The sequence below is a fragment of the Streptomyces sp. NRRL S-646 genome, assembly GCF_000720765.1.
GTDB lineage: Bacteria > Actinomycetota > Actinomycetes > Streptomycetales > Streptomycetaceae > Streptomyces.
In genome coordinates this window covers 270,356-284,444 of the sequence record NZ_JODC01000003.1, presented here as the reverse complement: position 1 = coordinate 284,444, position 14,089 = coordinate 270,356, and the positions used below count along the sequence as shown (strand labels likewise).

Below are 14,089 nucleotides of genomic sequence, written 5' to 3'. Positions count from 1 at the left end.
TTTCATCCAGCTTCCGAACATCGAGCGTGGGGACCACAGCGATGGTTATGTTCTTGTTCCTGGTCGTCGCTCTCGCCGTCGTGGTCGCCGCCGTGACACTGGCCGTGGTGGGTGGCGGGGAGGGCGAGGGCCCGTTGCCCGAGGTCGCCCCCGAGCGGCTGCAGGACCCGCTGCCGCTGGACCGGCCCGTCGGCCGCGCCGACGTCGACAGCCTCCGCTTCCCGCTCGCCGCCCGCGGCTACCGCATGTCGGACGTCGACGACGCCCTCAACCGTCTCGGCGCCGAACTCGCCGAGCGCGACGCCCGCATCGCCGACCTGGAATCCGCACTGGCGGGCGCCCAGGCCGCCGCGCACCACGTCTCCATGGACAAGCCGATGCACGGCCAGGAGGAGCAGCAGTGAGCGACGGCACCGCCATCGCCGGGCCGGACGGCGCCCTGCGCTGCCCCTGGGCCCTGTCCACCGAGGACTACGTGGCGTACCACGACGAGGAGTGGGGCCGCCCGGTCCACGGCGACGACGCCCTCTTCGAGCGCCTCAGCCTGGAGGCCTTCCAGTCCGGCCTGTCCTGGATCACGATCCTGCGCCGCCGCCCCGGCTTCCGGGCGGCCTTCGCCGACTTCAGGATCGCCAAGGTGGCCGCCTTCACGGAAACGGACCGGGCCCGCCTCCTCACCGACCCCGGCATCATCCGAAACCGAGCCAAGATCGACGCGACGCTCGCCAACGCGCGCGTGCTGGCGGAGTGGGGGCCGGGGGAGCTGGACGAGTTCATCTGGTCCTACGCGCCACCCGCGGGCCCGGCCCCGAAAACCCTGGGAGACGTCCCGGCGGTCACACCCGAGTCGACGGCCCTTTCGAAGGCGCTGAAGAAGCGGGGCCTACGCTTCGTCGGCCCGACAACGGCGTATGCGTTGATGCAGGCGTGCGGCTTGGTGGACGATCACTTGGAAACCTGTGTGGCCAGGAGCGCCCCGTAAGGGGCGCGGGGCTGTATCCATCTGCGGCTCCGCCGCGGGGGCGCGATCAACCACGACGGACCCGCAGCCCCCGACGGCGCTCGAGCCCCGAGCTCACCGGCCCAAGTACTTCGGCTTCTCCTTGTTCACAAACGCCTGCACGGCAATCACATGGTCCTCCGAGGACCCGGCACGGGTCTGCAGCTCGTCCTCCTTGTCCAACGTCTCGGACAAGGTGTGCGAGAACCCGTAAGCCACCGCTTCCTTGATCGCCGCATAAGCCACGGTCGGCCCCTCGGCCAGCGCCCGGGCAACCTTCTCCGCCTCGGCATGCAGCTCGCCGACCGGCACCAGCCGGTTGGCGATCCCCAGCTCGTACGCCTCCTGCGCCTTGATGCTCCGCGGGAAGAGCAGCAGGTCGGCGGCGCGCCCCGGCCCGACGACCCGCGGCAGGGTCCAGGACATGCCGGAGTCGGCGGTCAGCGCAACCCCCGCGAAGGACGTGTTGAAGGCAGCGGTGTCCGCGACGACGCGGTAGTCCGCGGCGAGGGCGAGCCCGAAGCCGGCCCCGGCGGCCACCCCGTTCACCCCCGCCACCACCGGCTTCGGCATCCCGGCGATCGCCCGCACCACGGGGTTGTAGTGCTCCTTCACCGTGCTCATCGTCTGCCCGGACCCCGTCTCCCGGTCCTGCGCCAGCAGCCCGATGTGCTCCTTGAGGTCCTGCCCCACACAGAACGCCCGCTCCCCGGCGGCGGTCAGCAGCACCGCCCGTACGGCATCGTCCTCGGCCGCGGAGCGAACCGCCTCCCGCAGGGCGACCTTCGTCGCGATGTTCAGCGCGTTCATCGCCTCGGGGCGGTTCAGCGTGATCGTCGCGAGTCCGTCGCTCACCTCGTAGAGCACGGTGTCGGCCATGGTGTGTCCCCTCGGCTGTCGCGGTTCAGGCGTACCGGCCGGTACGCCCCTGTCCGTAGGACAGCATGGCGGAGATCACCGCCGGGGGACCGGAGTGGACGTGTGACCTGCGTCAAAGAATTCGGGACGGTTTCCGGTCGGCGGAACTCCGTGCGGCCGCGCAGTATCGCAGTCACATCGCCGAATTGGGTGGTTTTGCTCGCGCGCGTTGCCCAAGCGATGCCGACTGATGTTGGTCATCGGGTCCTGAGATGCGGGATAATGGCTTGGAAGCAATGTGTTCGATGCCGGTGTCGCGTGTCTCACGCTGCGCGCGTGCCCTCCCAGGGCCGTCGGCTTTGACGATGAGCTGGTTTCAGGAAGGGGAACGAGCATGGCGGCCATGAAGCCGCGGACGGGCGATGGCCCGCTCGAGGTGACCAAGGAGGGGCGGGGCATCGTCATGCGCGTTCCGCTCGAAGGCGGCGGTCGGCTCGTCGTCGAGCTGACCCCTGACGAGGCCGACGCGCTCGGCGACGCCCTCAAGAAGGTCGTCGGCTGACGCGGAAGCGACCATACCCTTTCAGCTGCCCCGGCATCCAAGTGGTGCCGGGGTTGCTGTTTGCCGGGCCGCCCCCGCTCGTTTCCCGGCACCTCACCGCTTGATCGAGGCCCTTACCTCTTGACCGCGCACAGCAGCCCGTCGCCCACCGGCAGCAGCGAGGGCACCAGCTCCTGGCTCTCGCGCACCGCGCGCAGCAGCTCCCGGAGCCGCAGCACCTCCGTGGGCTGCGGGCCCGAGTCCACCGTGCGGCCGTTGGCGAAGACGCCCTCGAAGACGACCAGGCCACCGGTGCGCAGCAGACGCAACGATTCAGCGAGATAGTCGAGGAACTCCAGGCGGTCACCGTCGCAGAAGACCAGGTCGTAGCCGGCGTCCGCGAGCCGGGGCAGGACGTCCAGGGCGCGGCCCGGGATGAACCGGGCCCGGTTGCTGGCGAAACCGGAGGCACGGAAGGCCTGGCGGGCGAACTGCTGGTGTTCCGGCTCGGGGTCCACCGTGGTCAGCACCCCGTCCGGGCGCATGCCGTGCAGCAGATGGATGCCGGAGACGCCGGTGCCGGTGCCGATCTCCGCCACCGCCTTCGCGTCCACCGAAGCCGCCAGCAACCGCAGCGCGGAGCCCGTGCCGGGCGACACCGAGCGCAGGCCCGCCTCACGGGCCCGGTCACGGGCCCAGCGCAGCACTTCGTCCTCGGCGACGTAGGCGTCGGCGAACGCCCAGCTCGTCTGCCGGTTGCCGGTAATGACCCTCTCCTGTCCCCGTGGTTGCCTGGGCGTGACTGTATCCGTTGGGGCCGGGAACCCGCAGATGGGACCGGGCGTTTAGAGGGGTAGGAGACGGCACGGGGGGACACAGTTGGATCACGATGAGGGGCAGTGGCCCGAGCAACTGCGGAAGCAGGGGTCCGAGCGGTATCAGCCCAGATCAAATTCTCGTAAAACCGCTTATCCGGAGCTAACGGGCGAGGTGGCTATGGTAGGGGCTCCACTGGACACCACCAGAGCCGACAGGGGAGGTGCGGCTGCGCCTGTGGATCGGGGAGGAGTGCTGCGGCGCTTTCTCGGATCGGCAGGCAGGCCGAAATCCGTGAACGACACCGCTGCTGACCCCAGCCACGCCGCTGACCACGCCCAGACCGCGACTTTCTCCACCGACGCGGACGGGCAGGCGTGGACTCCGCCCACCTGGGAGGAGATCGTCAGCACCCACAGTGGCCGCGTCTACCGCCTTGCCTACCGCCTGACCGGCAACCAGCACGACGCCGAGGACCTCACCCAGGAGGTCTTCGTCCGCGTCTTCCGGTCCCTGTCGACCTACACGCCGGGCACCTTCGAGGGCTGGCTGCACCGGATCACCACCAACCTCTTCCTGGACATGGTCCGCCGCAAGCAGCGCATCCGCTTCGACGCCCTGGGCGACGACGCGGCCGAGCGGCTGCCGAGCCGCGAGCCGTCGCCCCAGCAGGTCTTCAACGACGCGCACTTCGACGCGGATGTCCAGCAGGCCCTCGACACCCTCGCGCCCGAGTTCCGTGCCGCGGTCGTCCTGTGCGACATCGAAGGCCTGTCGTACGAGGAGATCGCCGCAACCCTCGGCGTCAAGCTCGGCACGGTCCGCTCCCGGATCCACCGCGGCCGCTCGCAGCTGCGCAAGGCTCTCGCGCACCGTTCGCCGGAGGCCCGTGCCTCCGAGCGGCGCTCCTTCGTGCCTCGCGTACCCGCACTGGGGGGAGGGGGCGCGACCGCGTGAGTGGAACACGACCCAGCCCCGCCGAGAGGCGTCTGGCCGAGCAGCATCTGGGAGACCGACTCTCCGCCCTGGTGGACGGAGAGCTCGGTCATGACTCGCGCGAGCGTGTCCTCGCCCATCTGGCCACCTGCGCCAGGTGCAAGGCGGAGGCCGATGCGCAGCGACAGCTGAAGAACGTGTTTGCGGAGGCGGCTCCGCCGCCGCCCTCCGAGAGCTTCCTGGCCCGTCTGCAGGGCCTTCCGGGGGGAGATGATCCGGACGGCGGTGGCTCGCCGTTCGGCGGGGGAGGACTCCTCGGAGGAGCCCCCGGAAGACCGGGCCTCACCGGGGTCTTCGGCCTGAAGCGGGGTGAGCGCTTCGAGTTCGGCTACGTCCCCTCCTCTTCCTCGCACGCCCCGATGCTCCCGCCGTCCGCGGACCGCGGCTTCCGCATACACGACGTCAGCCGGCACGAGGCCGAACGGTCGGCCTCGCGCGGGATGCGGTTCGCGTTCGTCGCCGCCGGTGCGGTGTCGCTCGCCGCGGTCGCGCTGGGCGGCGTCACGACGGGCACCCCCGTCGACACCACGGACGCGCGCGGCGGCTCCGGGGCGGGCAGCAATGTGACCCCGATGCGTACGCAGGGGACGGGCGCCGCGACGGCCCCCGAGACCCAGCGGCGCCGTGGCGTCGGCCCGCTGCTCGCGCAGGGCCGGCAGTCGCTCGGTGACGCCCCGGTGGCCCCGACCGAGGTGTCCGCACCGCTGCTGTCGGGGGTGCCGAGCCCGGCCGGCGCGGCGCAGACCATGCACACGCTGGCCACCCCCGTGGTGGCGGGTGCCGCGGTGATGTCCCCACTGATACGTCCGCTCACCACGACCCCGCTGCTCACCCTGACCTCGTGGTCCACGGCCCCCGAGGCCTCGTCCCCCGGCCTCCTGGCCGCACCGCTCCCCGACTCGCCTTCCGCTCCCTCCTCCCCCCACGCCTCCCGCTGACCGGCCCCTGCGCGACGGTCCGCGAACCTGGTTGAATCCAGGTGGACCGCGTCCACGGCAGACGGCCGCGCGCGGAGTCGACAACTGAGGCCACCGCCGACGAGGCGTGCTGCGTCGTGGCCAGCTGTGGGGAGAGCATGAACGAGGGGAAGCCCACGAAGCCGAAGTGGTGGAACCGCCCACGCCCGCAGACCCCTGCGGCGCCTCCGACGGGCACGGCGCCCGCATCGGGCACGATGAGCGGGCCGATCGCCGCCGAGGCTGCCGGGGCGCCGGGGGCGGCGGAGGCGGCACTTGGTTCGACGGGTTCAACGGCGGTCACGGATGCGGCGGGTGCCGCTGCCGGTTCGCCGATGCCCGTGGATGCGTCCGCCGATGCCGCGGCCGGTCCGACCGAGGCTGTGGATGCGCCGCCGCGTCCTGCGTCCGGGACGGCACCGGTGGACGGCGGTGCGGCCCTGCCACAGGACGGTGCCGACGACGGCGACTTCGAGTTGGGCCCCCCGGCCGGGACACGCAGCGGGACAACCGCCTCCGAGGCCGCCGCTGAGCCAGCTCGGCCGAAGCGTGCTGGCGGCGACCGCTCGGCAGTCCCCGAGGGTGACTTCGAGCTGGGCCGACCGGAAGGTCTTTCGGGGAAGCGCAGGGCTGTCGCCGAGGGCGAGAGCGCGGTTTCCGTGGGTGGGGAGGTCGAGCCGGGGCGTCCCGCGGTGGTCGGTGGCGGTGGCCTCCCCGAGGGTGACTTCGAGTTGAGGGCTCCGCAGGATATGGCCGGGTCCGAGGCCGAGGGCGGCTTGCAGAGCGCCTCCGAGGGGGCGGGCTCGGACGAGCCGCGCGCCGAGGGCGACTTCGAGTTGGACCCGCCCGCTGAGGCGGCACCCTTTGCCGACAAGGACTCGGTTGCGGTTACCGGCTCTGCGCCGCCCGCCGCCGAGCGTCCCCAGCCGCTGCACGACCCTGATCCCTACAGCACCCCGCCCTACGGCGAGCCCGGCCCCTGGGCCCCTGCCCCGCCGGTACAGCACCCGGCGGCCAGACCCGCCCAGGGCACGGCGATACCGACTCCGACACCGCCCCACGCCGCACCCGCCCCGGTGCTGGCCCCCGGTGCCCCTGTTCCCACGGCGGCGGCCTCCACGCCCCACGCCACGCCGACCCCGCTGCCGCCGTCGGCCCCCGGCACTCCCGTCGCCGGTGCCCCCACCCCCGTGGCGGCCGCAGCGCCCCACAGCGCACCCGCCCCCACGCAGCCTCCCGGCATCTCGGCCCCGGAGTCCCACAGCGCACCCGCTCAGCCTCCCGGCATCTCGGCGCCGGTTCCGTCCCCTGCCGCTGGCGAGTTCCACAGCGCGCCCAGCGCGACGCAGCCCCCCGGCCTACCGGCCCCCGCCGCCCCCGCACTCCCCCTCTCCACCCCCTGGCAGAACTACGACCCCTGGGCTGCCGCCCCCCTCCAGCAGACCGGGGCTCTCGTCGAGGGTGAGGACAAGCGGCGGCGGCGGGTGAGGAGGGGGCTTGTCGGGGGTGCTGTGGTGCTGGCGCTTGTGTCCGGTGGGGTCGGTGGGGGCATCGGGGCCTATCTCGAGCGCAACGGCGGTGTGGGGGCCGTAGAGCTGCCGCAGGCCGGGAAGGAGCCCGCCGGGCGGGCTCCGGACAGTGTGGCCGGGATTGCCGCCCGGGCCCTGCCCAGCGTGGTGACCCTGCATGTGACCGGCGCCGACGAGTCCGGCACCGGGACCGGGTTCGTGCTCGACGACCAGGGTCACATCCTCACCAACAACCACGTCGTCGAACCGGCCGCCGGGTCGACAGGCGGTACAGGCGAGATATCCGTGACCTTCAACAGCGGGGACACCGCCAAGGCCACCGTGGTGGGGCGGGACAGCGGCTACGACCTCGCCGTCGTCAAGGTCGGCAATGTGCGCGGGCTGAAGCCCATGCCCCTCGGTAATTCCGACAACGTCCAGGTCGGCGACCCCGTCGTCGCCATCGGCGCGCCCTTCGACCTGGAGGGCACCGTCACCGCCGGCATCATCAGCGCCAAGGAACGCCCCATCACCGCCGGCGGCGACAGCTCCGACGGGAGCGACGTCTCGTACGTCGACGCGCTGCAGACCGATGCGCCGATCAACCCCGGCAACTCCGGCGGGCCCCTCCTCGACTCGAAGGCCCGCGTCATCGGCATCAACTCCGCCATCCGGTCCGCCGACAGCAGCTCCGACGAGAGCGGTCAGGCCGGTTCCATCGGGCTCGGCTTCGCCATCCCCGTCAACCAGGCCAAACGGGTCGCCGAGGAACTCATCAACACGGGCAAGGCCACCCACCCCGTCATCGGCGTCACCCTCGACATGGACTACACGGGCGACGGCGCGCGCGTCGGTACCAAGGCTTCCGGCGGCGGTCCCGCCGTCAACGCGGGCGGACCGGGCGACAAGGCCGGCATCAAGGCGGGCGACATCATCACCGGGGTGGACGGCCAGCGTGTGCACTCCGGCGAGGAGCTGATCGTCAAGACGCGCGCCCACCGCCCGGGCGACCGCCTGGAGCTGACCGTGCGGCGCGACAGCAAGGAGAAGCAGATCTCGCTGGTGCTAGGTTCCGCCGGCGGCGACTGATTGACACAAACCTCACAGGTACGACCCCAAGCACAGCCCCACAAGGCAAACATCCCCCAAAACCGCGCAGGAAGACGCACTCGGAAACCTCGGGACAGTACCGGTCGTACGGGATCGCCGGGTACCGTGGATCCGGCCCGGACCACGGAAGACCCGCACAGACCACCGAGGGCCGAGGACCGAGGACATCGCAAGGAGCTTCAGGTGTTCAATGACATAGGACCGCTCGAGCTGGTGACGCTCGTTGTCCTTGCTGTGCTCGTCTTCGGTCCGGACAAGCTCCCGAAGTTCATCCAGGACGTCACACGGACGATCCGCAAGATCCGTGAGTTCTCGGAGAGCGCCAAGCAGGACATCCGCAGCGAGCTGGGCCCGGAGTTCAAGGACTTCGAGTTCGAGGACCTCAACCCCAAGACGTTCATCCGCAAGCAACTGGACAACGACGACCTGGGGCTCAAGGAGATCCGCAACGGCTTCGACCTGAAGAAGGAGATGGCCGAGGTCACGGACGCCGTCCACAGCACCGACGCGCCGTCCTCCCCCTCTGCCTCCTCGTCCTCGTCGGCCTCTTCGTCCTCCGGTTCCACCGGCGGCCGTGTCGACATGACGAAGAAGCCCGAGGATGACGACCGGCCGCCGTTCGACGCGGACGCCACCTGAGATCCTGCTCAGCCGTACGCCCCGGCTGATCCCCTGCGCCGTACGTGACGCGTTTCATAGTCCGCGGCGCCTCCGCACGGCCTGAACCCGCCCTCGGTGCGACCCACGCGCCGGACGGTTTCCGTGCTGTCCTGAGTGGGGTGGCTATGCTGCCGAGTTGTTGTGCGGACCGTACTTCGAGGAGTAACGCCGCCCGAAGGGGGGCGGGCCGCTCCGGTCCGACGAGAGCGAGGAGGCGTCCGGGCACATGGAGACGACGAGTCAGGCAGTCGCGCAGGCGCCGGCCGCGGAGGGCGAAGAACAGCTGCCCTCCGCCCGGCGCACGGTCGACGGCTACCTGCTGGCGCCCTTCCCGTGGTACGGCCTCGACGAGGCCTTCACGGGCCCGCGCTGGCTGATGCAGGTCGGGACGGCGGCCGACGAAGCTGTCGAACACGGTTCGATCGGACACGGCGACGAGCCCTCCGTGAAGAACGAGTACGCGGTCGGGACGGCCGGCGAGCCCAAGGAGAAGTTCGCGGTCGTGGTCACGGTCGCGGCCAACCCCGTGCGGCGCAGCGCGGACGGCACGGGGCTCCTGGAGGCCACCTCGGTGTCCTCGGCGGCCTGGCTCGCGGGTGTGGGGCTGCTGTCCTTCACCTGGCCGGGGCAGATGGACCACTCCCTGCGTGACGACTGGCTGGAGCAGCAGACCGAGACGGCCTGGGCCCTCGCGGACGACCTGGATGGTCCGGACTGGTCGACGCTGTCCCTGCCCGTGGACGGTGTCCCGACGCCGTTCCACTACCGCGAGTCCGAGTTCGGCTGGGTCCTCGCGGGTTCCACGCAGCAAGGGGTGCACGTGGGGGCATACGGGAGAGGCATGAGCGCATACGGCCTGGGCTTCGCCATGATCAAGGACATCGGCACATACGCCTAGCCACGGATACGGCAGAGGGGGCGCTGTCCGCCTGGACAGCGCCCCCTCTGCCGTGGAAACCCTAGAACTTGTTCTTCGGCGTGATCCCCAGCGACAGCCCCGAAAGGCCGCGCTGGCGGCCGCCCAGCTTGCCCGCGATGCCGCGCAGGGCCGCGCCCGCCGGGGAGTCGGGGTCGGTCAGGACCACCGGCTTGCCCTCGTCGCCGCCCTCGCGGAGGCGGACGTCGATCGGGATGGCGCCGAGGACCGGGACGGTCGCGCCGGTCGTGCGGGTGAGACCGTCGGCGACCGTCTGGCCGCCGCCCGTGCCGAAGACGTCGACCATCTCGCCGCAGTGCGGGCAGGGCAGGCCCGACATGTTCTCGACCACGCCGACGATCTTCTGGTGGGTCTGCACGGCGATGGAGCCGGCCCGCTCCGCGACCTCGGCGGCCGCCTGCTGCGGGGTCGTCACGACCAGGATCTCGGCGTTCGGGACCAGCTGGGCGACCGAGATGGCGATGTCGCCCGTGCCCGGCGGGAGGTCGAGGAGCAGGACGTCCAGGTCGCCCCAGTACACGTCCGCCAGGAACTGCTGCAGCGCACGGTGGAGCATCGGGCCGCGCCAGACCACCGGGGCGTTGCCCGGCGTGAACATGCCGATGGAGATGACCTTCACGCCGTTGGCCGAAGGGGGCATGATCATGTTTTCGACCTGGGTGGGACGCCCGTCCACACCGAGCATGCGCGGCACCGAGTGACCGTAGATGTCGGCATCGACGACACCCACCTTGAGGCCGTCGGCGGCCATCGCCGCCGCCAGGTTCACCGTCACCGAGGACTTGCCGACGCCGCCCTTGCCGGACGCGACCGCGTACACACGGGTCAGCGAGCCCGGCTTGGCGAAGGGGACCTCGCGCTCGGCCGTGCCGCCGCGCAGGGCGGCCGCCAGCTCCTTGCGCTGCTCGTCACTCATGACGTCGAGGGTGACGTCGACGCGGGTGACGCCGTCGACCCGGGAGACCGCCTCGGTCACGCGCTGCGTGATCGTCTCGCGCATCGGGCAGCCGGAGACCGTCAGGTACACGGTGACCGCGACCGCTCCGTCAGCGCCGATCTCCACCGACTTCACCATCCCGAGCTCGGTGATGGGCCGGTTGATCTCGGGGTCGTTCACCGTCGCCAGTGCCTCGCGCACCGCGTCTTCGCTAGCCATAGGAACGATGGTACGGCTCGGTAGCCTGGCCCCGGAAAGCCCGTCACCGGTCGTCTACGTCACGTCCGCGCGACCGTTCTGCCGGGAATACGGCATGTTCGTGGTGACCGTCCTGCCGTCCCTCCAGCTCCTTGACCAGGTCCTGCAGCTCGGAGCGGATCCAGTCGCGGGTCGCCACCTCGCCGAGGCCGATGCGCAGGGCGGCGATCTCGCGGGTCAGATACTCGGTGTCGGCGATGGAGCGCTCGTTCTGCTTGCGGTCCTGTTCGAGGTTGACCCGGTCCCGGTCGTCCTGCCGGTTCTGCGCGAGCAGGATCAGCGGGGCCGCATACGAGGCCTGGAGCGACAGCATCAGGGTCAGGAAGATGAACGGGTAGTTGTCGAAGCGCAGGTCGTGCGGTGCGAAGACGTTCCACAGCACCCACGCGATGATGACGACCGTCATCCAGACGATGAACCGCCCGGTGCCCAGGAAGCGCGCGATGCGCTCCGAGAGCCGTCCGAAGGCCTCCGGGTCCCACTCCGGCAGGATCCGGCGGCGCGGCGGCCGCGGCTGGTCGAGGCGGGGACGTGTGCGCGTGGTCGCCGTCGCACCCGCCGGGGTGCGCTCGCGGCCGGTCTCGCGCTCAGGAGACATGGGGGGCAGCCCCCTCGTCGTCCTCGAGGTGGAACTCGGTCTCACGCCAGTCCTCGGGCAGCATGTGGTCCAGTACGTCGTCCACGGTCACCGCGCCGAGCAGCGACCCGGCCTCGTCGACGACGGGCGCCGCGACCATGTCGTACGCCGCGAAGAACCCTGCCACCAGGGGTAGCGCGTCGTCGGGGTCCAGGGGCTGCAGATCGTCGTCGATGATCGAGCTGACCAGCGTGTACGGCGGGTCCCGCAGCAGCCGCTGGAAGTGGACCGTGCCGAGGTACTTGCCGGTCGGCGTCTCGTCGGGCGGGCGGCAGACGTAGACCTGCGCGGCGAGCGCAGGCGAAAGGTCGCGGTTGCGCACGCGCGCGAGGGCGTCGGCGACGGTGGCGTCGGGCCGCAGCACGATCGGCTCGGTGGTCATGAGCCCGCCGGCCGTCTTCTCCTCGTATGCCATGAGCCGGCGCACGTCCGCCGCCTCGGCGGGCTGCATCAGCGTCAGCAGCCGCTCCTTGTCCTCCTCCGGCAGCTCGGCCAGCAGGTCGGCCGCGTCGTCCGGGTCCATGGCCTCCAGGACGTCGGCGGCGCGCTCCTCCTTCAGCTTGCCGAGGATCTCGATCTGGTCGTCCTCGGGGAGCTCTTCAAGTACGTCGGCCAGGCGGTCGTCGTCGAGGGCGGCGGCGACCTCGGCGCGCCGCTTGGCGGAGAGGTGGTGCAGGACGTTCGCCAGGTCGGCGGGGCGCAGCTGCTCGAAGGTGGCGAGAAGGCTCTCGGCGCCCTGCCCGTGCTCCTCCAGGGAGAAGCCGGTGACGGCGGACCACTCCACCGTCAGCGTCTCGCCCTTGGCCCGCCGGAAGGCACCGCCCTTCCTGCCCTTGCGGACGAAGACACGGTCGACCTCCCAGTCCCGGCGGGCCGGGAGGTGGTGCACCGACACGTCGAGGACGGTGACCTGCTCGCCGGTCTCGGCGAGCGTGACGCGCCGGTCGAGGAGTTCGCCGAAGACGAGGCGCTCGGTGGGGCGTTGCTCGAAGCGGCGGACGTTGAGCACGCCGGTGGTGATGACCTGGCCGGACTCGATGCTGGTGATCCGGGTCATGGGCAGGAAGATGCGGCGCCGGCTGGGCAGTTCGACGACCAGACCGAGCACCCGCGGGGGCTTTCGCCCTACGCGCAGCATCACGACCAGATCGCGCACGCGGCCCACCTGGTCGCCGTTGGGGTCGAAGGCCGCGACGCCGGCGAGGTGCGAGACGAAGATCCGGGGCGCGCCCGCTGCCATGGCTGCGCCTCCTTTTCGTACGGGTGTCCAGTGCTGCGTGTCGCTGCTGTGCATCTTTACCGAATTGCCCCCTCGGATGGGCTTCAGGCTAGCCCGTACCGATCGGATCCGCCCTGGTGGGAGGTCCGGACGGACCGGCTCCGCTCGGCCCGAACGACACCCGTTACTCTGCCGTACGCTGCGGGGGCCCAGCCCGGCGACAGGGCCCCGCGTCCCTCGACTGAAAGGCAGCCCCACCTGTGACTGCGATTGCCCTGGGCCGAATCCGTCGGACCTCGCTGGTGAGCGCGGTGTGCGCGCTGGTGGTGACGGGGACGGGGCTGCTTGCGGGATGCAGCGAGGACCCCGACGCGGGCACCAACGGGGTCGGCAAGCTGCCGGCCGACAAGATCCAGTCGAGGACCAGGGCGGCCGCCGAATCCGCCGAGGCGGTACGGCTCTCCGGAACCGTGGTGACCAACGGGCGGACGTACACACTCGACATGCGCCTGAAGTCCGGCGGCGGCAGCGGCTCGGTCACCTCCAAGGGGGTGGCCTTCGGGCTGCTGCGGATCGGTGAGCAGCTGTATCTGAAGGCCGGCGCGGAGTTCTGGAACCACGCGGACGGCAACAAGGACGCGTCGGCCGGGGGCGCGCTCGACGGCAAGTACGTGAAGGTGCCGCAGGGCGACCCCTCGTACAAGAAGTTCAGCGGGTTCACGGACAAGGATGTCCTCCTCGACGGCCTGCTCACCCTGCACGGCGCGCTCGCCACGGACGGCCACCACGAGCAGGCGGGCACCCGCACCATCCGCATCACCGGCGACAAGGGCTCAGGCGGCACACTGGACGTCTCCCTGGAGGGCACCCCGTACCCCCTCCGCCTGGAACGCGCAGGCGGCGCCGGCACCCTCACCTTCTCCTCCTGGGGCAAGGACTTCTCCCTCACCGAGCCGAAGAAGGACGAGACGGTGGACTACGGCAAGAAGCTGCCGACGTAAGTGACAGCGCCCCCTTGAGGGGCGCGGGCCTGTGTCTGACATGCGGCTCCGCCGCGTGGGCGCGACAAGCCACGACGTCGCCGCAGACGCTGGACGGCCGATCGCGGCACTACGAGCGGCAGCTCACCCGCGCCGGCGCTTCCGGAAAAGCAGCCGCGGCAACCCCGCCGGAATCGGCTGACGAGTGGTGGCCGGCGACGGCAAAGGTGCCTCCGCCAGACTGCCGTCGGGCAGGGGACCCGACACCCCCGCCGGCTCAAGGCGGAGCACCCTGCACTCACGGGCCCAACGCCCCGTCATCGCCTCACCGTCGGGGGCGTTCAGCCGCTTGCCCTTGAGCTCGGCGACCGCCGCCTCCCACTCCTCGGAACCCGGCGTCAGCTCCACGACCTTCGCCGGCCAGGACACCAGCCGCCCGCCCTTGTCCTTGCTGCGCACCGTCACCTCGGCGCCGCCCCCGTCGGCAAGCCCCGGAAGCGGCTGCTCGCCCGGCCCGTCGCCGACGACGCACGCGGCACCCTCGTGCCACACGTGCCACAGCGCACGGGCCGCAGCACCCGGGCCCCTGACCCAGATGAGGCCGGACTTCTTGGTGGCCTCCTCGACGAGGGCCTGGTCGAGCAGCTCGCTTGTCATGAGCCCAGACTATCGAGGC

General features: G+C 71.2%; 15 protein-coding genes. 9 read left to right on the top strand and 6 right to left on the bottom strand.

Going from position 1 to position 14,089, the window contains the following annotated elements:
* Window positions 1-47 precede the first annotated feature (47 nt).
* Both IH68_RS0105695 and IH68_RS0105690 read left to right on the top strand, forming a co-directional pair.
* Window positions 48-404 carry a DivIVA domain-containing protein gene (locus tag IH68_RS0105695; protein ID WP_030929283.1) on the top strand — a complete coding sequence of 119 codons (357 nt, stop codon included), beginning with the start codon at window positions 48-50 and terminating at the stop codon, window positions 402-404.
* The gene (locus IH68_RS0105690; RefSeq protein ID WP_030929280.1) at window positions 401-982 is read left to right on the top strand and encodes a DNA-3-methyladenine glycosylase I; all 582 of its coding nucleotides are present in this window, start codon (window positions 401-403) and stop codon (window positions 980-982) included. Before IH68_RS0105695 ends, IH68_RS0105690 begins: the two co-directional genes overlap by 4 nt.
* A gap of 93 nt (window positions 983-1,075) precedes the next feature.
* Here IH68_RS0105690 and IH68_RS0105685 read toward each other — a convergent pair whose 3' ends face one another.
* On the bottom strand, window positions 1,076-1,879 hold the full coding sequence (locus tag IH68_RS0105685) for an enoyl-CoA hydratase/isomerase family protein (RefSeq protein WP_030929277.1): 804 nt from the start codon (window positions 1,877-1,879) through the stop codon (window positions 1,076-1,078).
* 373 nt (window positions 1,880-2,252) lie between these two features.
* On the opposite strand from IH68_RS0105685, the gene IH68_RS52785 reads away from it, so the two are divergent.
* A complete protein-coding gene (locus IH68_RS52785) occupies window positions 2,253-2,420 on the top strand; it encodes a DUF3117 domain-containing protein (protein WP_003966491.1) in 168 nt (55 codons plus the stop codon).
* 113 nt (window positions 2,421-2,533) lie between these two features.
* Here IH68_RS52785 and IH68_RS0105675 read toward each other — a convergent pair whose 3' ends face one another.
* Window positions 2,534-3,166 (bottom strand): O-methyltransferase, encoded by a 633-nt coding sequence (locus IH68_RS0105675; protein WP_078912336.1) that lies wholly within the window; start codon window positions 3,164-3,166, stop codon window positions 2,534-2,536.
* A gap of 301 nt (window positions 3,167-3,467) precedes the next feature.
* On the opposite strand from IH68_RS0105675, the gene sigE reads away from it, so the two are divergent.
* The 5 genes from sigE (at window position 3,468) to IH68_RS0105650 (ending at window position 9,343) form a co-directional block, all read left to right on the top strand.
* A complete protein-coding gene (sigE, locus tag IH68_RS0105670; protein ID WP_078912335.1) occupies window positions 3,468-4,172 on the top strand; it encodes an RNA polymerase sigma factor SigE in 705 nt (234 codons plus the stop codon).
* Entirely contained in the window at window positions 4,169-5,149 is a 981-nt protein-coding gene (locus IH68_RS0105665) for an anti-sigma factor family protein (protein WP_030929266.1), read from the top strand. The genes sigE and IH68_RS0105665 overlap by 4 nt, the downstream gene beginning before the upstream one ends.
* Before the next feature lie 767 nt (window positions 5,150-5,916).
* Complete coding sequence (locus IH68_RS52780; protein WP_107057405.1) at window positions 5,917-7,764, top strand: S1C family serine protease; 1,848 nt, start codon at window positions 5,917-5,919, stop codon at window positions 7,762-7,764.
* Window positions 7,765-7,968: 204 nt separating this feature from the next.
* A complete protein-coding gene (locus IH68_RS0105655) occupies window positions 7,969-8,424 on the top strand; it encodes a sec-independent translocase (RefSeq protein WP_030929261.1) in 456 nt (151 codons plus the stop codon).
* Between the two features lie 247 nt (window positions 8,425-8,671).
* Window positions 8,672-9,343 (top strand): hypothetical protein, encoded by a 672-nt coding sequence (locus tag IH68_RS0105650; RefSeq protein ID WP_030929259.1) that lies wholly within the window; start codon window positions 8,672-8,674, stop codon window positions 9,341-9,343.
* 61 nt (window positions 9,344-9,404) lie between these two features.
* Here the strand turns inward: IH68_RS0105650 and IH68_RS0105645 are convergent, their stop codons facing one another.
* Genes IH68_RS0105645 through IH68_RS0105635 form a run of 3 tightly spaced genes read right to left on the bottom strand, consistent with a single transcriptional unit; the run spans window position 9,405 to window position 12,454 of the window.
* Window positions 9,405-10,538 carry an Mrp/NBP35 family ATP-binding protein gene (locus IH68_RS0105645; RefSeq protein ID WP_030929256.1) on the bottom strand — a complete coding sequence of 378 codons (1,134 nt, stop codon included), beginning with the start codon at window positions 10,536-10,538 and terminating at the stop codon, window positions 9,405-9,407.
* A 43-nt stretch (window positions 10,539-10,581) separates the two neighbouring features.
* On the bottom strand, window positions 10,582-11,175 hold the full coding sequence (locus IH68_RS0105640; RefSeq protein ID WP_030929253.1) for a DUF1003 domain-containing protein: 594 nt from the start codon (window positions 11,173-11,175) through the stop codon (window positions 10,582-10,584).
* Window positions 11,165-12,454 carry a magnesium transporter MgtE N-terminal domain-containing protein gene (locus IH68_RS0105635; RefSeq protein ID WP_030929251.1) on the bottom strand — a complete coding sequence of 430 codons (1,290 nt, stop codon included), beginning with the start codon at window positions 12,452-12,454 and terminating at the stop codon, window positions 11,165-11,167. Before IH68_RS0105635 ends, IH68_RS0105640 begins: the two co-directional genes overlap by 11 nt.
* Before the next feature lie 239 nt (window positions 12,455-12,693).
* Here IH68_RS0105635 and IH68_RS0105630 point away from each other — a divergent pair, with 239 nt between their 5' ends.
* Entirely contained in the window at window positions 12,694-13,434 is a 741-nt protein-coding gene (locus IH68_RS0105630; protein WP_030929248.1) for a hypothetical protein, read from the top strand.
* 123 nt (window positions 13,435-13,557) lie between these two features.
* On the opposite strand, the gene IH68_RS0105625 is transcribed toward IH68_RS0105630, so the two are convergent.
* Window positions 13,558-14,070: a hypothetical protein gene (locus tag IH68_RS0105625; protein WP_030929245.1), complete on the bottom strand. Its 513-nt coding sequence runs from the start codon at window positions 14,068-14,070 to the stop codon at window positions 13,558-13,560.
* Between the last annotated feature and the right edge of the window lie 19 nt (window positions 14,071-14,089).